Genomic DNA, 20,161 nt, shown 5'->3' with positions numbered 1-20,161 from the left:
GCGGCATATGCCCGCCCCGAATATGTTGGGAATTATCCGGTAAGAACGGAGGGCCCGGGATGTCTGTGCCAAACAAGTCCGCTTGCTGCAAAAAGCCACCCTGCTGCTGCCGATGCAAAATAAAAACGGCAAAACGCCGTCACTGCTGCAAGAAACGGATTCCTTGCTGTTCCAAATGCGGCAAACTGAAGCTGTCCGGGCGCAAACGATGCTGTACCCGGAACGTTAAGATTCAAGTGCAGTCGAAGAAGTTTATCGATCAGAAACGTCTTCATGTCAAGACGGGGAATGAGTGGAAGCCCTCGCTATCGGTCAATTCTTCCCTGCTGGGCATTTATTCGTACGCGGTTGTGAACCGCGGGCATCATCCGAGCGAAGTAAAGGTCGAGATCAGTCCGAACGGATCGGACTTTATGCTGGATTCGCAGATGACCGTTGCGCCCGGCTCCACGCTGGCCGTCGTGCCGATCCGGTATCTGAAATATACGCGCTTCAGCGTCAAATCGAAGGAACCGGACCAGCCGACGACGCTGGATATATATTTTCAGGCGCAGACGGCCGGTTAGTTAACCGGTCCTCTGGCGCCGGGCTGTCCTGCCGCAGATGCTGGAATCACAGGTCGGCCCCAAAAAGGAATGGTGCCCATTCGTCCGAGCCGGCGTACAAGCCGTATAAGCCGATGCGGGGTTCGAGGCGCTGCGGCAGGTCCCGCTTCAACTGTTCGAAGAGACGTTTGCATGCTTCCTTGTTGCCGAGCGAATAGGCCAACTGAGCGGCAAACAAGCGCTGGCCGTGCCGGTCTTCGCCGATGCGGGAGGCCCATTTGTGCCAGACGGCGGCGCGCACCGGCGCCGGGGAGCGGTACACGGCCGGACGCCAGGCCCGTGGAACGTCGTCGGCCCGGGCATGCTGCCAGACGAGCAGAAAGCCGGACCAGGCCCCCATCGTCAGCATCGCATAGGCGGCCTGCTCCGCCAGCGGTTCGAGGGCCTCCGGCACAGGCTCCCCGCGAAGCAGCAGATCGGCGAACGCGGCAAGCCCGGGCTCGGTGTCGGGGAAGCCGTACAGCAGGTTCAGCTGAACCTGCGATTCCGCTCCGATATTGTGCAGCGCCCATAAATAGAGAATGACATGCCTTTCCGGCTTGTCGCGGATAAGCTGCTGGAGGATGCCGTCCGCGGCCTCCGTCTCGCCCGTCTGTGCCATCATGACGGCACGAAGAAACGAGAGCTCCCTGGAGCCGGCGGCTTCCTCCGCCCGCTCCGCCGATTCAAGCAAGGGCAGCAGATCGCCCCCAAGCCCCCACTTCACCGCATAGCGCCCCAGAGCGGCAAGGACGTCGGCAGTCTTGACGCCGTGCAGCGCCGCTTCAAGTTTGGACAACACCTCCGCGATCGGGTGGACGAGCAGGGCAAGATCCAGCCACCGGGGCAGCGCCTGCTCCCGGTACAAGCCGCTGTGCAGGCAGCGCTCCAAGCAGGCTGCCGCTTCCCGCCAATTGCCCAGTTGGGCGTGAACGAGCCCCTGCCAGTAATGCAGCCGGCCGCGCTGCCGGTCATCGGAAAAGGAAGCCGCTGCGGCGAAACGGGCCAAGCGGTGGCGGGCCTCTTCGGGGCGTCCGCTTTCCAGCAGCAGGACGCCGTGCAGCTCCTGCAGATCCGCCTGCAGCGGATCGCGGACGATTCCCATCTCCGCTGCCCGGAGCGCCGCTTCAGTCTGGCCCGACCGCCAATACGCGTAGGCCAGCTTATATGCAAGGTCCGCGGCGTATCCGGCGGACGGGGGAACGAGCGGCAGAAGCGGGGCCAGCTCGCTGGCCGCTTCGGGGTACTGCTCTTGCAAGAACGATTCCACACCGGTCGCATACCGGTAGTAATAAGGATCGCTCTCTTCGCGAACGGCCCGCTCCAGCAGCTTGCGGTTGCGGGCGGCTTTGTCTTTGGCTTGCGCTACCCGGCGCAAGTAGCCGTAGTGCGAGACGACCAGCTCCGAGCGGACGATGGCCAGCTCCGGATAGCGGGAGGACAGCGCCATGCCGATATCCTCATGCACGCGGCCCCTGTAGGCGAGGCCGGGAAGGTTGCGGAACAGCCGGCATACGGAGTCCGTCTCGTAATCGTCAGGGAGGTCGGAACGGTGATGCCGTATCGTCACCAGATAGCCGCCGACGGCTTCATCGGCGATGCAGCGCCTGAACAGTTCGGGATCGGCGGGATGCAGGCGCTCATCGGCATCGAGCACCAGAATCCAGCTGCCGGATGCCCGCTTCATCGCATAGTTGCGCGCTTCGGCGAAGTGGTCGTTCCACTTCATCCGGTACAGCTTGGCGCCGTGCTGCTCCGCGATGGCAGCGGTCCGGTCCTGCGACCCGGTATCGACGACGATCATTTCGTCGGCATACGGTTGGGCCGCAGCCAGACACGCTCCGATGTGCTCCTCTTCGTTGCGGACAATCATGCACAATGACACGGTTGGCATCGTCAATTCACCTCCTCCATGAGCAAATCGTCAATCAGCGTCAGCAGCCGGGGCCTGACATCGTTCCAAAGGGCGGCATAGGGATGGCCGGCGTTGTCATTTTGAATAATATGGTAAATTCTTACATGCACCGTTTTGACCAGCTCGTAACGGCCTTTTAAACGCTGGACAGGGTCCGGCAGAACGGCCAGCAGCCGCCGCCAGTAGGCCTGAACGCGCTGCTGCAGGGCAAATAGATGCTCTTTGGCCGCCAGCATATACAGAAAATACAACTCGCTCCATAAAACACTGTATGCGGCCGCTTCCAAATGCAGCGGAATGTCGGTCTGCCCCTGCTCGTGCAGCAGATAGGCGTGGAGGTTCAGCATAAGCTCTCGCGTCTGATTGGGCGAGGAGTCCGTCTGGGCCGAACTTCGCTCCGGCCCCGCCTTCATACGATCCAGCCAATTCGCGGCGGATTGGTCGTCGTTGCGGGCAAGCGCCGTATAGAATGATTTTCGGGCCGCAAGCTTGCGGTGGACGGCCGCTTCGGCTTCTTTTTGCCCGCGATTGCGGTCGGCGACGAGCAGCTGGCAGCGCAGCAGCAGCAGTTGGCGCTCCTCCTTTTTGTCCAGAGGCAGCGTCTTGCCCTTCAAAATGCGCGCCGCCTGCGCGTACAAGCCAAGCTGGTAATAGGCCAGCGCGATGCTCCACCATGTTTTCGGCGTGGCCATTCGAAACAGCCGATCCATTTTGTCCGTGAGGCCGTCCGCATCGTGCAGTCGGGCCAGCAGGCTGATCAGCCGCAAAAATGGCGAAATCAGGCCGGAGTTCAGCCTTAACGCATTCGCGTACCACTCTATGGCGCCGTCGTAGTCTTCCAACTGTTCCAAAGTTTTGCCCAGATGGAAACTGGCATTGTACGTTCCTGCGCCGTTGGCGGACGTATAGTTCGGCGGAGCCTCGCCGATGTCGATCGCTTTACGGAAAGTTTCCGCCGCAGATTCCCACTGGCGCTGCTGATAGTGAATTCTGCCGAGCGTCAGGAACAAATCGGGAAAATCGCGCAAAACGTCCCCCGCTTTGCTCAGCAATGCAACCGCCTCTTCCCAGCGGCCTAGAGCTTGCAGACAGTTCGCCTCGCGAAGCACGACGACATGCCCGAAGCTGGAGATGCGCCAGTCCACGACCGTTCGGGACAAGATGAATTGCTCCAAAGCCCGCGCATAGTCGCCTGCCCGCATGTACTCCACACCGAGATTGTAGCGGTGAAAGCTTTCGTTGTCGGTGCCCTCCAATTCCTGCAGCAGCAGATCCATATTGCGTTGAACTTTGTTTTTCTTTTGCACCACCTCGGGCAGGTAGCCGCCGTGATTCACCTGAATATCGGAGTAGATGAGCTGTGCCGCCGGATTCGCGTTCAGAATCGGCTGCACGATCTGCTCGTGTATGCGCCCCTCGTAACGGTAGCCGGGCTTATTGCGAAACAAACGGAGCGAAGCGGATACTGAAGATCCCGCGTGTTTGGCCTCCGTACCGATAAAATTGACGATCCGCACAAAAAATCCGTCCGCATGAGGCGAATTCGCGACCATGTGGCGCAGCAGCTTCCCGTGCTGCTCTTCCAGCACTTCATCGGCGTCAAGCATCAAAATCCATTCCCCGGCGGCAAGTTCGATCGATTCGTTGCGGGCATAGGCAAAATCCCGCCGCCACTCGCGAATATGGACGGCAGCCCCGCTGTTTCGTGCAATTTCCACCGTACGGTCCGTTGACCCGGTATCGATGACGATCATTTCGTCCGCCGCATCCCGGGCGCTCTCCAGGCAGCGGGCGATGACATCCTCCTCGTTTTTGACGATCATGCAGAGGGAAATCAGCGGCTTATTCATGGAAATTCGCCCTTTCCGCCCATCTCCAACGGGTGATGGCTGCGCTTTGCTCCATTTTTCGTATGCCTGCCGCAACTTTATCCGCTTCCTCCCGCAAAAAGACGGAAGACGGAAAAATCGACATCGATTCGCTCAGCAGCGCCTCGCTTTGCCGCAAGCAGGCCAGAGCCAAAGCCGTTCGCAGCGATGCGTCATCGGGCTTTTGGGCGAGCAAATACTCGAACATCCCCGACGCCTGCTCATAGGCCCCCCGGTAATACAAAATTTCCGCCAAACAACGGTATCCCGTCGGGTCAAGGGCATTGTCTTTCAAAGCTTGCAGAAAATAAGCGGCGGCCCGCATGACGTAGCCGTAGTCGAACAGGGCGAAGGCGAGCGATAGCGGGTTCGCGAGAAAGGGCCGCAGCTGCTCGGCGCGCTCGAACAGGCGCAGCTCGACCGTGCGCTCCAGCAGCGTTTGGAGCTCATGTGGCGCGTGGGCATCGGCGAGCATGGTCATGGCGGCTTTGTCATCGGCGAGCAGCAGCTTGCACATCAGGTCGTCCTGCGGGAACGCCTTGCGGTAGCCGTCATCCATGCCGCGGATTAGCAGGACGGCTTCGGACAATCGCCCGGCCCGGATCAAGCACGCAAAGCGGATATGGATAAGCGGAGGGGCCGTGTTTTCCGCGGATTCGAGCATTTTCAAAGCTTTTTCATACCTGCCGATCTTATGCAAAAGAAAAATGAGCCGCTCCTTTTTATCCGGATCATGCTCCAGCCACTGTTCGATGGGGGCGGTCGCTTCATCGCCGGTCCAACCTTGCCGCATGCGCTCATCGGCCCAGCCATACAGCGGCTCCATGCTGCGCCGTTCGGCATCGGACATGCGGAAGGCGGCGGCAGCTTCTTCGTGGAGGCCGCATTGCGCTGTATGCAGGCCGTGCGCCAGCCACAGCCTTGCGGTATCGTAGCCCTGTTCCGCCGGGGCGGGGCCTGCGGCATTCAGGGACAAAGCCTTCCGGCTAGTCGCATAGGCTTCTTCGATGCGGTTTGTTTTGTCGTACAAGCAGGAGAGGGCAAACAGACGGCCTGCGTCTTCGTCGTCTTTTTCTAGTTTATTTTCCAGTTTGATCCAATTATCGGTATCAAAATAATAGAGCAGCCGGGCATCCGCCCATCCATGCTCGCCGTCGCGGATTTCCCGTGTCTCGATATGAAGATCGGGCAGGGCAAGGAGCGGGGAAAGCGGGATGCAGGCCAGCGGGGAGGCCGATGCGATAAGATCACCGGCGTCGTATAACCGGCGGTATTGGCGGGAGGGCCATTCGATATATGTCCAGCCGTGCTGCGGAATGGCAATGGTTTCATTGGAAAATTGGACGAAAATTTTTGCCGCGCCCGATCGGGCGATTTGCTCTTTTACCTTTTGCCATGTATGGCCATGATCCGGATCAAAAGCAATTACCGGCGGCCGCCCGTCCGGGTCCGGGGTAGCAGCCGGCTTTTCGCTGTCAACGTGCAGCAGCACAATGGCAAGTTCGGTCACCATGCAACAACTCCATTTTCAACTTTTTCGCGTACAAAAAAAGAAGAGGATAACAGTCGTCATCCTCCATTTTATGAATTCGATTTATACTTGTGCATCGAGATAAACGTCTACAGTAGCGGAACCGACTGCCTCTGTTGCCAGAGATATCCGGGTATATTTAGCAAATCGAATTGGCGTCAGAATGCCTCCTGTCAACAAGCCGGTAATAGTTGAGTCGACAAGCCAACGCGATCCGTCAGAACTGATTTCAACACGGGCATCGACGGTAACGGCGCCTGCATTGTTATAAACCAAGTAAGAGTAGACTTTGTATGGGTACGTGTTTTGCATAAGCGAGGCTGCGGGAACTGGCGTGTAGGAAGTTGAGCTGACCGTAAAGCCCAGTGCGTTGAATTGGTTGAAGTTGTTTTGAGATATGGTTGTGATGGTTCCGCCCAAGAGAGTAGCGGAAATCGTACCGCCGACGATAGTAACGGCTTCGACTGCGCTGAGCGTTCCGCCAACGATGGTAACGGCTTCGACCGCGCTGAGCGTACCGCCGACGATAGTAACGGCTTCGACCGCGCTGAGCGTACCGCCAACGATGGTAACGGCTTCGACCGCGCTGAGCGTACCGCCAACGATAGTAACAGCTTCGACCGCGCTAAGCGTGCCGCCGACGATGGTAACAGCTTCGACCGCGCTGAGCGTCCCGCCAACGATAGTAACGGCTTCGACCGCGCTAAGCGTGCCGCCGACGATGGTAGCAGCTTGCACAGCGTTGAGCGTGCCGCCGACAATGGTAGCAGCCGATATAGCGTCAAGCGTGCCGCCAAGGACTGTGGCCGAGACAGTGCCGCCAAGAATCGTAGCGGAAACAGTCCCGCCGACGATAGTAACAGCTTCGACCGCACTCAGCGTGCCGCCAACGATAGTAACAGCTTCGACCGCACTGAGCGTGCCGCCAAGGATTGTAGCCGAGACAGTGCCGCCAAGGATCGTAGCGGAAACAGTCCCACCGACGATAGTAACGGCTTCGACTGCGCTAAGCGTACCGCCAACGATAGTAACGGCTTCAACCGCGCTAAGCGTACCGCCAACGACGGTAACAGCTTCAACAGCGCTAAGCGTCCCGCCAACGATAGTAGCCGAAACGGTCCCGCCGGTGATAGTAGCTCCCAGCACAGCAGTTACCGTATTCACAGCACCTATGTTAATGCGGCCGGTACTATCCGTATTGATTGCAAGGGTATTGGTCCCGTCGCTTCCGAAAATCAAGGTTTGCAATTGATTGGGGTCCAGATTATATGCTGCAAAGTTAGGCATGAATTTTCCCTCCTTTCTTCTATATATTTTATACTTGCTCTCGTATCCTTGATATGGATAGCAACCATCATAGACTTGCCTTAAAACAGCCCTTTTTAAAGCGCTCTGCGGGGATAATCTGCCCTGATGATTATAGACGTTCATCATTAGCAACAGTAATCTTGAACGTACGGGCTTCATTTGAAAGCCCGGTTCCGGTTCTATATAATGAGGATTACTCCGCGGATGGATGCCACTTGCAAAGTGAGGGACTGTCATGTTGAAATCGAAGTATTTACGCAGACTGATCGTTTTCAGTATGATTCTGGTTACGATCCCGGTCGTTTCTCTGGGCTGCCTGTCTTATTGGAAGGCGGGGGGAATTATTCAGGAAAAGGTCATTCACGGAAACATGCAGGTGCTTGCGCAGACACAGCTTCAAGTGGAACAGCTTCTGCAAACTATCGACCGGTCGATCCTTCAATTTATCAATAGCCCGTTATTGAATCAATCGATAGGAATGCAGCTGATGGCAAAAGATTTCCAGAAAGTGAACGACCTGAACGAAGGTCTCCACAAGCTCCAGTCCTATGACGCAGGCATACAAGATATACGGATGGCCAGCTTCGCCGGAAGATGGTATTTGGACAATAACGGCTTTATGGAATCACTGCCTGAAGAGGATTTGCAACCGCTGTCAAAATTGGCGGAGATGCCCGTGCTGTCCCGCTGGATGACGGACGAGGCGTCGGCCAGCATTCAGCTCGTGAAAAAATTGCCGATCAATACATTAACGAACCCGTTAGGCGTCATCGCCGTGACGATACCGGAAAGCAGGCTGAAAAAGCTGCTCCCCGAAAGCAACGAGGAAGCCGAGACGATCATTTTGGATGCGGATTACCGCATTTTGACCGAAGCGGCCAACCCTACGTTTACGCCCGAACTGATGGGCCGGATTGTGAAACATTTGCAGGACGTTCGCGCAACGGATGGCTTCGAAACGATTCGGATCGAACATCAATCCATCGGGGTTACATACCGGACTTCCACCTATAACGATTGGATTTATGTTTCGGTTGTTTCCATTGCTCAAATTACGAAGGAATCCCGGGCTATCGGCTGGTACACGGTGCTGGTGTGTTCGGCCGTTTTTGCCCTCCTGCTGGCGGTGTCACTGATGGGCTCCCGAAAGATGTACAGGCCGATTCGCATGATGTTCGAGGCGGCCGGCAGCGGAGGCAGCGAAGGCAGAGCGCAGTCGACGGATGAGCTGCAGGTCATCGGCGACCATATACGTTCGCTGAAGACGTCGCAGTCGAAGCTGCTGGAGCAGATTCAAGGGCAAACGAAGCAGTTGAAGGAGTTTTTTGTAAGGAAACTGTTGATGGGAGAGCTTGGTTCCAAGGAGATTCAGGACAGAGCCGAGGCGTTTCAGTATGATTTGGGCGCAGGTGCTTTTTGCATTGTCACTGTGCAGATCGACTCGCTCGCCGGCACGCGATTCCGCGATACCGACCGCGATTTATTGATGTTTGCCGTCAACAATATCGTATCCGAATTGATTCCGGCGGATACTCGCCTGGATCCGGTCGTGTTAAGCGGGAATCAGGTGACGCTGCTGAAAAACAGGGCGGACTCGCCGGATGCGGCGAAAAACGGGGTGTACGTCTGGGCGGAGACGATCCAGTCTACGGTGAAGACGATTTTGCAGTTGAGCGTCAGCATCGGCATCAGCCGGTTTCATCCCAGCCTGACGTATTGTGCGCAAGCCTACCGGGAAAGTCTGGAAGCGCTGAAATACCGGATTCGCTTTGGCGAGGGAGCGATTTTGCATGTGGAGGATGTGCTGCCGGATCAGCGTATTCATGCGATGTTCCCCGAATGGATCGAGAAGCAGATGATCGACGCCCTGATGGTGCCGGACTTGGAAAAGGCGCGCCAACTGCTCCGCGAGTTTTTGACAATGACGATTCGCGAAAATATTCGCCACCAGGAATATCAAATGATCCTTTTCCGCCTGCTCGTCGACCTGATCCGCGAAATTCAAAGCTCGGGCGAGACGCTCAAGCTGTCCTTGAACGACGACCGGCAGCTGTTCGAGCAGCTGAACGATTTGAAAACCGTTCCCGAAACGGAACAATGGTTTATGAGCACGGTCATGGAGCCGATGGTGACGCTGATGAGCAGAAAATGGAATACGCGGAACAAAAACATTTCCGATCAGATGAAGGACATTATCCACCGCGAATTCGAATCCGAGCTTACGCTGGACGTTTGCGCGTCGCGCCTGAATTACCATCCGAACTATTTGAAAACGGTGTTCCGCAAGGAGTCCGGCGTCAATTTCAGCGATTATTTGTCCCAGTACCGGCTGAATCAGTCCAAACAATGGCTGCTGGAAACGGATATGAAAATTGCCGAAATCGCAGAAAGGCTGCGGTACCAGAATCCGCAAAATTTCATCCGGTACTTTAAAAAAATAGAAGGTACGACTCCCGGCGAATACCGGAAAAATTACCGCCCTTTATAACCCGAGCCCTTTCGGGTTTTTTTGGCGCGGGCGCAAGGGGAACAGGAGGAATGGCTGGAAGCCGGAGAGACATTTTCCCGCCCGAAAAGTTCTGCTTTGCGGAGCACCCGGCCTGCCTTGGGGATTATCCGGCAAGTAAGGCAGCGAACCTTCTGCCGGAAGGATTATAGAAGGGGAGCCGCTTTTATGGCTATATGGTATTAAGCGGGAGACGACGATTGCGATTCTCCCTAGTTATGATTGCGAGGAGCGAAGCTATGAAAACGACCGAACCCCCGTTCGAGCAGGTTTGGAAAGCGGATTTGCAGGACGGCACGTACCGCAATCCGATTTTGTATGCGGATTACGCCGATCCTGACGTGATTCGAGTCGGCCGCGATTTTTATATGGTATCTTCGAGTTTTTCGCATGTACCCGGCCTTCCCGTGCTGCATTCGCGGGATCTGATCCATTGGAGCATCCTCGGCCATGTGCTGGAACGGCTGGACTTGCCCGGTTACGATCTGCCGCAGCATGGCGCAGGCGTCTGGGCGCCGAGCATCCGGTACCGGGAGGGCCGATTTTGGGTCTACTACGCCACGCCCGACGAGGGCATTTTCATGTGCACGGCAGAGCATCCGCAAGGCCCCTGGACGGCTCCGCATTTGGTGTACGGGGTAAAAGGCTGGATTGACCCGTGCCCGTTCTGGGATGAGGACGGCCGCGCCTATCTCGTGCATGCGTTTGCCCACAGCCGCTGCGGCATCAAGGATCAACTGCAGCTGATCGAAATGGCGCCGGACGGCCGCAGCTTGCTGGGCGGGAGGCGGATCATTTTCGACGGCAGGGAGCGTCATCCGACCATTGAAGGTCCGAAGCTGTACAAGCGCAACGGCTACTATTACATCTTCGCACCTGCCGGAGGCGTGAAACCCGGTTGGCAGACGGTTCTCCGCTCGACCTCCATATGGGGGCCTTATGAGGATCGAATCGTTCTCCACCAAGGGACGACGGATGTGAACGGACCCCATCAAGGGGGCTGGATCGAGCTGGAGTCGGGCGAGTCGTGGTTTCTTCATTTTCAGGATCGCGGCGCATACGGCCGCATCCTGCATTTGCAGCCCATGCGCTGGACGGACGATTGGCCGGTAATGGGAGCGGGCGAGGGAGAGATCGGCGAGCCCGTGGCGCAATGGACGAAGCCGGATGTGGGCGGAGTCCATCCGCCGCAGGCGCCGGCCGCCTCGGACGACTTTGCCGGGCCGGGGCTGGGCCTGCAGTGGCAGTGGCAGGCCAACCCCGGGCCTGGCTGGCATTCGCTGGCGGCCCGGCCAGGCCGTCTGCGTCTTTACGCAGCGCCGCTGCCCGCAGGGAAGCGGACGCTCTACGATGCGCCGCAGCTGCTGCTGCAGAAATTCCCGGCGCCGTCTTTTGCCGCCACGGCGAAGCTGGAGCTCGCCGCTGCCGGGCCGGCCGACAGAGCCGGGCTGATCGTCTTCGGCATCGCATACGCTTGCCTGGCCGTAGAAGCCGGCGAGGACGGCGTCCGCCTGTCCCTCATGCAAGGGCACGGCGCTCCCGCAACCGAGCAGGAGGTGTGGGCTGCCGGGCTGGAGCGCTTCCCCGCCTCCGGTTTGTATTTGCGGGTAACGGTCAGCGGCCCGGCCGGCGGCGAACCGGAATGCGCCTACAGCTACAGCCTGGACGGCAAAAGCTACCTGCAAGCGGGAGCGCCGGTTCCGGCCAGTCCGGGCAAATGGGTCGGCGCCAAGGTCGGCATTTTCTGCGTGAATCGGGATGGTACCGCAATCGGAGGCCATGCGGACTTCGACTGGTTCCGGGTCGATGAGCTTCCTTGATGATTATCGGATATTCCGTACGGATTATTCGCGGCGCGTGCGCAAGGGGATGGCCCGGGCCGGCAGTGTCTTGCGGCCAATATGTGCCTCGGGGATTGTAGACGGCAATGCGGCGCGATTTTAAAGTGAATATATCCGCTAGCCGATAAGGAGGGATGCGACGTGCAGACTGTTTCAACGGAAACCTACTCGCCCTCGCAAACGAAGAAGAAAATGTTATACTCGCGCCTGCTGAAAAGATACTATTGGTTTTATCTCATGCTGCTGCCGGGCTTGCTTTATTTTATCGTATATAAGTATGTGCCGATGTGGGGGATATTGATTTCCTTCCAGGATTATCAGCCTTTTCTCGGGTTTGCCAAAAGCAACTGGGTCGGCTTCAAGCACTTCCGGACGTTTTTCGGCGACGATGCGTTCTGGATGCTGTTCCGCAATACGTTCGTTTTGGCGGTATATAACATTGTGTTCTTTTTTCCGCTGCCGATCATTATCGCGTTGATGCTCAATGAACTCAGGCTCGCCGTGGTAAAACGCCTGATTCAAACGTTGATTTATATTCCCCACTTCGTATCTTGGGTCGTTGTCGTCGGCATCAGTTTTTTGTTCTTCTCGTCGCAGGGCGGAATCGTCAACAACTTTCTGGCGAGCGCCGGACATGAGCCGGTGAATTTCCTGATGAGCAAGGACTGGTTTCGAACCGTCATCACTTCGCAAGTGATTTGGAAAGAAACAGGCTGGGGCACGATTATTTTTCTGGCGGCGCTGGCCGGCGTCGATCCGGGACTGTATGAGGCGGCTCGCATAGACGGGGCCGGCAGATGGAGGTCGATGTGGCACATCACGCTGCCTGCGATTCGCGGCACGATTATTATTTTGCTGATTTTGCGGCTGGGGCATTTTATGGATTCGGGCTTCGAGCAAATTTTCCTGATGATCAACCCGCTCAACCGTGAAGTCGGCGAGGTTTTCGATACGTATGTGTACGATATGGGGATTTCGCAAGGGAAGTTCAGCTACAGCACCGCGGTCGGCGTATTCAAATCGGCGGTTGGACTGGTGCTCGTGGTGGGTGCGAACTATGTAAGCAAAAAGTTTGGCGAGGAAGGTATTTACTAACGGGAAAGGGGAGATTGTAATGGCGGACAAATCGATTTCAGGCAAAATCGCCGACGGCATCAATACGGTTATTCTGCTGATTGTGGCTGCCGTCTGCGTCCTGCCGTTCCTATATATTTTGGCAGCCTCGCTGACCGCCCCGGAAGAGCTGATCAGCAGCGGGTTCGTGCTGTTTCCGACGAAGTTCTCTCTGGAGGGGTACCGGTACATTTTGTCCACCAACCTGATTTTGTCGAGCTTGGGCGTATCGATCTTCATTACGATTGCCGGCACGCTAACGAATCTGCTGTTTACGGCTTTGATGGCCTACCCGCTCGCCCAGAGGGGGCTGCCCGGCGGCAAGCTGGTGATGAAGCTGGTCGTGTTCTCGATGCTGTTCAGCGGAGGGATGATTCCGACCTATCTGATCGTCAAGTGGACCGGGCTGCTCGACAGCGTCGCGTCCTTGATTATTCCCGGCTTGATCAGCGCTTTTAACCTGATTATTATGCGCACTTTTTTCCAGCAGCTTCCCGATGGGCTGGAGGAGGCGGCCAGAATTGACGGCTGCAGCGATCCGGGCATTTTGTTCAAAATCGTGCTTCCTTTATCCGCACCGGTTCTCGCCTCGCTCGCCCTGTTTTATGCGGTAGGGCATTGGAACGCTTATTTTAACGCGGTATTGTATATTAACGATAATTCGCTGTGGCCGATTCAGGTCTGGCTCCGGCAAATCGTTATTTTGTCGCAGGGGGGAATCGGCGATTCCACGCAGTTCAGCGGCGATTATGTACCGCCTCCGGCGGAAACGATTAAAATGGCCGTCATTATCCTGTCCACGCTGCCGATCTTGATCGTGTACCCGTTTTTGCAAAAGCATTTTGCCAAAGGCGCATTGCTCGGGTCGGTGAAGGAATAAATAACTACTTTCAATTCAGGAGGGTATTCTTATGAAATTAACGGCAACCGGAAAATCCCGCAAGCTGATATCGGTTCTCTGTCTGACCTGTATGACGGCTTCTATGCTCGCTGCTTGCAGCTCCAAGCCGGAATCTCCGGCGGCAAGCTCGACGGCCGCTGCGTCGCAAGAGCCGCTGAAGCTGAGCGTGATGATGATTCAGCAGCTGGCGGAGCCGCCGAAAAAAGATTCGCCGGCCATTAAAAAAATCGAAGAGTACACGAACACGAAGCTGGATATTACCTGGGTCCCGGCCACGACCTACGACGACAAAGTCAGCGCGACGATCGCCTCGGGCAACATGCCGGATTTGATGCTGCTCCGCCGGGTCAAAGAGTCCGCGCAGCTGAACGCCCAGATGTCCGGCGTGTTCTGGGAGCTCACTCCGTTTATCAAAGATACGAAATCGTTAAGCAAAATGAGCGAGGTGGCCAAGCGGAACGCCAGCGTCAACGGCCAACTGTTCGGGATTCCGCGGGAGCGGGTGCTGGCGCGCTACGGGATGATTTTCCGGAAAGACTGGCTGGACAACTTGGGGCTGCAGACACCGAAGACGGTGGACGATATTTACAACGCAGCTAAAGCGTTTACACAGGGCGACCCGGACAAAAACGGCAAAAACGATACGTTCGGCATCCAGGAAGACAGCACGATGGAACTTCTCAAGCAGCTGACGATATATGCGGGCGGGCCTAACGGATGGGGGCTGCTGGACGGTAAGGTTACGCCGGATTTTCTGTTCCCCGAATACCAGACCGCTTTGAACACGTACAAGAAAATGGTTGCCGAAAAGCTGATCAGCCCGGACTTCCCGATTGCCAAGAAATACGACTACTTTAATCAGGAAAAAGCCGGCATCTACTTCTCGGTTCTGGATGACGCCTCAACCCGCCACCTCGATATGATGAAGAAAAATCCGAAAGTCGTCGTCGACGTGGCGCAAAATTTTGATGGCCCCAAGGGACAGCGCGCCAGAGCGACGCTCGGTTACGATTCGATGCTGGTCATCCCGAAAAAGAAAGAAACGACCGAAGCGAAAGTCAAACAAATTGTCGCTTTCCTCGATAAGCTGGGCGACGAGCAGATGCAAACGCTGCTGAAATGGGGCATCGAAGGCACCGATTATACGGTCGATAACGGCAAGGGCGTGAAAACCGCAGGTTCAGCCGGGATCGGCGATGTGCTCAACTTCAAATGGGATACGCCGGGAACCGGTCTGGCCGGAACGAAAACGCCGCTTGAAGAAAAAATCGACAAAACCATGGCGGACAACAAAGGCATCGCCGTCGTCGATCTGAGCGCTTCCCTGCTATCGGAAACGAACAATCAGAAGGGCAGGGATTTGACCAAAAGCATCACGGATGCTGTAACCAAATACGCGCTCGGCGAACTGGACGACAAGGGCTGGAAAGATGCGATCGACAAATGGCGGAAAGACGGCGGAGACAAACTGATCGAAGAGTATACCGCCGATTACAACAAGCAACAAAAATAAGCTCCCGCGCGCAGCTCCCAGTGCGCCGCGCGGAGTTGCGCTGCAGTCAGAGTGACGGCAAACCGCGGCGCAGGGCCGGAGGACGAAAGCGTCACCTTCGGCACCTGTAGTGGTACCGTGTGGAGCGCCGCGAACCGCACTGGCCCGGGCCGGGCTGGGAGCGCTAAAGCGTGTGTTTAGAAGAAAAAGGACTGACCTTCCATAGCAGCTTTTAGCTGCGAGGGGTCAGCCCTTTTTTGTCCGCGTGTCACGCGTGGGTGGAAATGCCGTCTGGCGGGTCGGTCGCGAACGGTATTTTGTATCGTGTATCGTGTCGGGCGAGAATGTCAGCATGTTTGGCGAACGTAGCAGTTACGAACGGTGTTTTGGTGACCGTCGAAAGGCTCTCTTGCTGGAACCGGCAGGGCTGCTTGGCAATTCCTACACAATTGCAGGCTTTTGAAAAACCCCTCCGCGTCATAGGCGATAACTACAATCTGCCCGGCTGAACGAAGAAAACCTGCAAAAATACATGAATTTGCGTCCTTGATCGCTGACCACGAACAATTCCTGCAATTGTGCAGGCTTTTCAGCGGGGACATGGGCTCAGGTGCACATTCAGCGAGAATTCCTGCACTTTTGCAGGTTTTTCGCCCAAATAGGCCAATTTCAGAGAAAAAACCTGTACTTTTGCAGGTTTTCCCTACCACGATGTCTCATTGCCCATTTTGTTCAGTTCCGCGACCTCACAAGGAGAGGTGCGTGCCCAGAAAAAGCGACTGTCCCTCAAATTAGGGCCCCACTGTTTCCCATAGCCCTGACTGAGTGTCGCGATTTTATCGGGCAGCCTGCACAATTGCAGGCTTTGCTGGCGTCGGAGCTGCCCGGGGCACGAAAATTATGCTGCTGCGGGGCTTTTCGGCGGTTTCCAAAACGCCGCAGCATACATCAGCGCCCCTGGAGGCGCGTTCGTCTCCCGCATCCGAACGATCGGGAGTTGATCGCAGCCATGCGGCGGCGCTGAATTAGTATCGCCTCAGACACCCCCGACTGACTGGTGCGTTTGCCGCACTGCGGGCCGGAGCGCACCAACCCCGGCCGCAAGGCCGCAAGGCAAGCCCGCCTGCAACTGCTCTATATGCGCCGCATTGTTCCCGACCGCGCAATGCGCCATTTGCTACCGTTCAAGGAAACGAATCCGAAACGTTCGGATTTCGTAAGGCGAGAGCGCAAAGCGCAGTTCGCCGCCCTCCCGGCATTCCCCGACCGGGCGTTCCAGCAGGTCGGTTTCCTGCCACTCGGCGATCGGCCAGTCCGAGGCGAGCCCCACTTCGCCGCGTGCGCCGGCGTATTCGTGCAGCCGGAGGATGACGTCCCGGCTGTCCTCGCCTTTTTTCACGGCGTCGATCATGACGCGCTCGGGGGCCGACAGCCGGAAGCAAGCGAACGACGCTCCTTGCTTCGGCGCGCCGGGGTAGGCGCTGAGCGGGGCGTTCAGCGCCCACGCCTCGTGCACCGTGCCGCCGTCGCGCCAATCGCCGGCATGCGGCAGGAGCGAATACGTGAACGCATGCGCTCCTTGATCGGCTTGATCGTCCGGCACAAGGGCCGATTTGATCAGGGACAGGCGCATCACGTTGTCCTTGATGTCGTAGCCGTACTTGCAGTCGTTCAGCAGACTGACGCCGTATCCGGCTTCCGCCAAATCGGCCCATTGATGGCCGACCGTTTCGAAACGAGCATAATCCCAGCTCGTGTTCCAGTGCGTCGGCCGCTTCACGTTGCCGAATTGAATGTCGTAAGTCGCTTCGGTCGCGCGAATATCGACGGGAAATGCCGCCTTCAGCAGCTGCCGCTGCTCGTGCCAGTCCGCTTCGGTCACAAAATCAAGACGGCGGCTGTGGGCATACGCAATCATGCGCTGGCGGATCGTCGAATCCATATAGGTCCATTCGAATTCGACGATCGCTTGCAGCGAGCCGAGATGAACGACGCGGACGGCCCGCAGTTCCGTAACGGTACGCTGTTTTTGCATATAGTACAGATCGATGTCCCACGCTTCATGCCGGCTTTTGGGCTTATCCTCGAACACCTGCAGCACATTGGCCGCCGTCCCCGCCGGAAACACTTCGCGGCCCGCTATTTTGTCATGCAAGCGCGTCAATTGTCCGAATGCGTTCCATTCCAACGTATAAAAGGGAGTTTCCAACTGATTCCCATCCGCCGCAAAAGGGACAATGGCCGGAGGCTGAACCTCGCTCGGCTCGCTCAGACCCGAATCCGAACCTGGACCCGGACCGTCCGGCTCAAACCGGATCAGCGCCAGCCCCATAGGAGGCACTTCCCGGACGAGAACGTGCCAGTCCGTGCCGATCCGCTCGGCGGCAAGCGCGCATCCGGCCGCGTCTGTCCAGCGTCCCGCCTCCATCCCGGCAAGAGCCGGAATGACGGCCAGATCCGTGCGCGGCCAGGAGGAACCGTTGCACACGGTCCATTCCCCGCCGCCGCCCTTTTGCCCGGGCCCCGCTGCCGTCAAGCTGTCGATCGCCCTCTGCCGGGCGTCGACGCCAAGCTGCCAGGCTTGCGCATATTCCTCCCGCGCATCCTCGTACACCTCGCGGATCGACGAGCCGGGGATAATATCGTGAAACTGATTGCGCAAAATGATTTTCCAACCCTCATACAGCTCCTCCGCGGGATACGATCCCCATCCGGCCTGCAGAGCCCCCAGCACACTCAGCCATTCGGCTTCCCGGTACAGCAGCTCCAGCTTGCGGTTCATTCGTTTGATGAACGCCTGACTCGTATACGTGCCCCTGTGCAGCTCAAGGTACAGTTCGCCGTCCCATGTGTGCACGTAGCTGTCCGAAGCGGCCACCCTCTCCGCCAAGTCGCGGAAATAAGCGTCCGCCCGGCCTGTCGTAACATGAGGCAGCCCCGGCATGTCGGCCAAGCGCCTGCGCATCTCCAGCATTTCGCGGTTGACGCCTCCGCCGCCGTCTCCATAGCCGTAAGCGAGCAGCAGCTCGCGGTTCAGCTCTTTATCCCGGTAGGCGTCCCATATGCCCTGCACAGTTTTGGGCGTAATTGCGCCGTTGTACGTATAGTAAAAGGCTCCAAGCCCGTCACTGTCGCCCGGATTCGGCGTTGTGATGAAATGGGTGAGAATTTCGCTGCCATCGATCCCTCTCCAGTAAAAAGTGTCGTTGGGCATCCGATTGTACTGGTTCCAGCTGATTTTGGTCGTCATAAAAGCTTCAATACCGGCTTTGCGCAAAATTTGCGGCAGCGCCCAACTGTACCCGAAAACGTCGGGCAGCCAGAGGTATTTGCACTCGGTCCCGAACTCTTTCCGGAAAAAGCGCTCGCCATAGAGCAGGTGCCGAACCAGGGATTCCCCGTTCGTGAGATTGCAGTCGGCCTCAAGCCACATGGCGCCGCCCGGTTCCCAGCGGCCTTCTGCCGCCCTGGTGCGAATCTCGGCATACAGCTCGGGATAATCCGCTTGGATATATTCGTAAAGCTGCGGCTGCGTTTGCAAAAAAACGTACTCCGGATACCGCTCCATAAGCCGCAGAACCGTGGAAAAAGAACGCGCGGCCTTCTCACGCGTATGCCGCAGCCGCCACAGCCACGCCACGTCGATGTGGGTGTGGCCGATGCAGCGGACCGTAACCGCGTGGCGCTTCGGCTTATCGGCCAGCCCGCTGCGCAGCTGTGCCGCGGCCTCCGCCAGCGAGGCGTAAAACCCGCCGCTCCCCGGACGCGACCAGTCGATCCGCAGGAACGCCCGATCGACGAGGCGGAGCAGATCGTGCCGTTCCGGCTCGCTGCCCGTCAGCTGCATCGCCGTTTCGAGAGCGGCTTTGGCGGTGTAGTACAGGTCGTCGGCCGATTCATCGAGCCAGGCCAGCGCCGCCTGCTGCAGCCGATGCTCCTGAATCTCGGCGCTCCGGTACCCGCCGAGTCCCGACCAGAGGCGCAGCCGCAGCCGGACCGTGCGCCCGGGAGCATCGTCCGGCAAAAAAGCCTCGCGGTGGTTGTTGTCCACCCCCTGGTACGGCCGGCCGTCCACAAACAGCAGCGCTTCGAAGCCGCTGTTCCCGTTCCCTCCGCTTTGGCCGAGATCCAGCAGCGCGACGACCAGCTTGCCTGACCAGGCCGCGGGAACGGCGGCGTCTGCGGCGAGCCAGCGGTATTCGTCGCGCCCTTGCCACCGGAAGCCAAGCCGCACTTCCTCCCACTCCCCGCCGTCGTCGGGGTAGGTTCCGACGGCCCCGTCGGCGTCGGTTTTCATTTTCAACGGCTCGATGGCAAAAGCATCGCGATAGCGAAACGGTTCCAGATCCCGGATTCGCGCATGGAGCTTTTCAACAGTCCAAAACATAGGATTGCCTCCTGTTTTACCGAAATTTACGTTCATCATACTGGAAGCCCTTCGGCCGAACAACCCCAATCCCCAACTTGCTTCCTTAAGGAGCAAGGAACATTCCGTACGGATTAATGCCGCAGCGTACTATGCGCCCTAATGATTATGCCAGGCACGCTCCGGCCCCCTGGTCAACGTCGAGAGGCGCATAGCCGCGAACGTGCCGGCCGGAATCCGCGAAACGCGGGGAAAAACCTGCGAAAGTGCAGGTTTTTTCTCCGAAATTGGCTTGTTTTGGCGAAAAGCCTGCAAAAGTGCAGGAATTTTCGTTGAAAGTGAACCTGAGCCCCTATCCCCGCTGAAAAGCCTGCACTTTTGCAGGAATTCTTCGTGGCCAGCGATTAAGGACGCAAATTCATGTATTTTTGCAGGAATTCTTCGTGCAGGAGATTAGCCGATCTACCCTTGACTTATTCACAGCCGCTTGCTAAAATTACAGACAAATTGAGTCTTTAATTAATGGTGTTTAAAGCAATAAGCAAATTTTTTTGTTTGTATTAAGGATTTCAAATATCTTTTATATCCAAAATAAAAGGAGAGAACGCTATGTCAATCGATTGTGCTATTATTGGTGGAGGTCCGGCAGGCTTGAATGCTGCTCTTGTATTGGGCAGAGCAAGGAGAAATGTGATTTTGTTCGATATTGCGGCAGCGGAAGGAAGCAAAGCCGCCA

12 protein-coding genes and 1 pseudogene are annotated in these 20,161 nt (G+C 57.2%); 8 read left to right on the top strand and 5 right to left on the bottom strand.

From position 1 onward, the window contains the following. Window positions 1-82 precede the first annotated feature (82 nt). Window positions 83-229 carry a hypothetical protein gene (locus AC3G2T_RS07630; protein ID WP_488435069.1) on the top strand — a complete coding sequence of 49 codons (147 nt, stop codon included), beginning with the start codon at window positions 83-85 and terminating at the stop codon, window positions 227-229. Between the two features lie 7 nt (window positions 230-236). Further along, complete coding sequence (locus AC3G2T_RS07625; protein WP_474682450.1) at window positions 237-566, top strand: DUF6385 domain-containing protein; 330 nt, start codon at window positions 237-239, stop codon at window positions 564-566. A 46-nt stretch (window positions 567-612) separates the two neighbouring features. Here AC3G2T_RS07625 and AC3G2T_RS07620 read toward each other — a convergent pair whose 3' ends face one another. The 4 genes from AC3G2T_RS07620 to AC3G2T_RS07605 all read right to left on the bottom strand — a co-directional run bounded on the left by AC3G2T_RS07620 (window position 613) and on the right by AC3G2T_RS07605 (window position 7,185). Further along, complete coding sequence (locus AC3G2T_RS07620; RefSeq protein WP_488435068.1) at window positions 613-2,478, bottom strand: tetratricopeptide repeat-containing glycosyltransferase family 2 protein; 1,866 nt, start codon at window positions 2,476-2,478, stop codon at window positions 613-615. 2 nt (window positions 2,479-2,480) lie between these two features. Continuing rightward, window positions 2,481-4,349, bottom strand: a complete 1,869-nt coding sequence (locus AC3G2T_RS07615; RefSeq protein ID WP_488435067.1) for a tetratricopeptide repeat-containing glycosyltransferase family 2 protein — start codon at window positions 4,347-4,349, stop codon at window positions 2,481-2,483. After that, the gene (locus AC3G2T_RS07610) at window positions 4,342-5,880 is read right to left on the bottom strand and encodes a tetratricopeptide repeat protein (RefSeq protein ID WP_488435066.1); all 1,539 of its coding nucleotides are present in this window, start codon (window positions 5,878-5,880) and stop codon (window positions 4,342-4,344) included. Before AC3G2T_RS07610 ends, AC3G2T_RS07615 begins: the two co-directional genes overlap by 8 nt. An 81-nt stretch (window positions 5,881-5,961) precedes the next feature. Continuing rightward, window positions 5,962-7,185, bottom strand: a complete 1,224-nt coding sequence (locus tag AC3G2T_RS07605; protein WP_488435065.1) for a DUF6385 domain-containing protein — start codon at window positions 7,183-7,185, stop codon at window positions 5,962-5,964. A 256-nt stretch (window positions 7,186-7,441) separates the two neighbouring features. Between AC3G2T_RS07605 and AC3G2T_RS07600 the strand changes: the two genes are divergently transcribed. The 5 genes from AC3G2T_RS07600 to AC3G2T_RS07580 all read left to right on the top strand — a co-directional run bounded on the left by AC3G2T_RS07600 (window position 7,442) and on the right by AC3G2T_RS07580 (window position 15,080). Next, complete coding sequence (locus AC3G2T_RS07600; protein ID WP_488435064.1) at window positions 7,442-9,694, top strand: helix-turn-helix domain-containing protein; 2,253 nt, start codon at window positions 7,442-7,444, stop codon at window positions 9,692-9,694. Between the two features lie 257 nt (window positions 9,695-9,951). Next, window positions 9,952-11,532 (top strand): glycoside hydrolase family 43 protein, encoded by a 1,581-nt coding sequence (locus AC3G2T_RS07595; RefSeq protein ID WP_488435063.1) that lies wholly within the window; start codon window positions 9,952-9,954, stop codon window positions 11,530-11,532. A 213-nt stretch (window positions 11,533-11,745) separates the two neighbouring features. Continuing rightward, the gene (locus AC3G2T_RS07590; protein WP_488435161.1) at window positions 11,746-12,648 is read left to right on the top strand and encodes an ABC transporter permease; all 903 of its coding nucleotides are present in this window, start codon (window positions 11,746-11,748) and stop codon (window positions 12,646-12,648) included. 19 nt (window positions 12,649-12,667) lie between these two features. Next, window positions 12,668-13,546, top strand: a complete 879-nt coding sequence (locus AC3G2T_RS07585; protein WP_488435062.1) for a carbohydrate ABC transporter permease — start codon at window positions 12,668-12,670, stop codon at window positions 13,544-13,546. 31 nt (window positions 13,547-13,577) lie between these two features. Beyond that, complete coding sequence (locus AC3G2T_RS07580; RefSeq protein WP_488435061.1) at window positions 13,578-15,080, top strand: extracellular solute-binding protein; 1,503 nt, start codon at window positions 13,578-13,580, stop codon at window positions 15,078-15,080. Window positions 15,081-16,236: 1,156 nt separating this feature from the next. Here the strand turns inward: AC3G2T_RS07580 and AC3G2T_RS07575 are convergent. Beyond that, complete coding sequence (locus AC3G2T_RS07575) at window positions 16,237-19,446, bottom strand: alpha-mannosidase (RefSeq protein WP_488435060.1); 3,210 nt, start codon at window positions 19,444-19,446, stop codon at window positions 16,237-16,239. A gap of 588 nt (window positions 19,447-20,034) precedes the next feature. Here AC3G2T_RS07575 and AC3G2T_RS07570 point away from each other — a divergent pair. Continuing rightward, window positions 20,035-20,130 (top strand): annotated as a pseudogene (locus tag AC3G2T_RS07570) (FAD-binding protein); the annotation flags it as partial. Window positions 20,131-20,161 lie beyond the last annotated feature (31 nt).

It is taken from the genome of Paenibacillus sp. sgz302191 (assembly GCF_057749925.1).
This window is presented reverse-complemented; position numbering and strand designations above follow the sequence as displayed.

What these genes read in the sequence shown, in the direction of transcription:
- AC3G2T_RS07610 (WP_488435066.1), bottom strand. Translation starts at nt 5,880, where the DNA reads ATGGTGACCGAACTTGCCATTGTGCTGCTGCACGTTGACAGCGAAAAG.
- AC3G2T_RS07585 (WP_488435062.1), top strand. Translation starts at nt 12,668, where the DNA reads ATGGCGGACAAATCGATTTCAGGCAAAATCGCCGACGGCATCAATACG.
- AC3G2T_RS07580 (WP_488435061.1), top strand. Translation starts at nt 13,578, where the DNA reads ATGAAATTAACGGCAACCGGAAAATCCCGCAAGCTGATATCGGTTCTC.
- AC3G2T_RS07615 (WP_488435067.1), bottom strand. Translation starts at nt 4,349, where the DNA reads ATGAATAAGCCGCTGATTTCCCTCTGCATGATCGTCAAAAACGAGGAG.
- AC3G2T_RS07595 (WP_488435063.1), top strand. Translation starts at nt 9,952, where the DNA reads ATGAAAACGACCGAACCCCCGTTCGAGCAGGTTTGGAAAGCGGATTTG.
- AC3G2T_RS07590 (WP_488435161.1), top strand. Translation starts at nt 11,746, where the DNA reads ATGTTATACTCGCGCCTGCTGAAAAGATACTATTGGTTTTATCTCATG.
- AC3G2T_RS07620 (WP_488435068.1), bottom strand. Translation starts at nt 2,478, where the DNA reads ATGCCAACCGTGTCATTGTGCATGATTGTCCGCAACGAAGAGGAGCAC.
- AC3G2T_RS07600 (WP_488435064.1), top strand. Translation starts at nt 7,442, where the DNA reads ATGTTGAAATCGAAGTATTTACGCAGACTGATCGTTTTCAGTATGATT.
- AC3G2T_RS07575 (WP_488435060.1), bottom strand. Translation starts at nt 19,446, where the DNA reads ATGTTTTGGACTGTTGAAAAGCTCCATGCGCGAATCCGGGATCTGGAA.
- AC3G2T_RS07605 (WP_488435065.1), bottom strand. Translation starts at nt 7,185, where the DNA reads ATGCCTAACTTTGCAGCATATAATCTGGACCCCAATCAATTGCAAACC.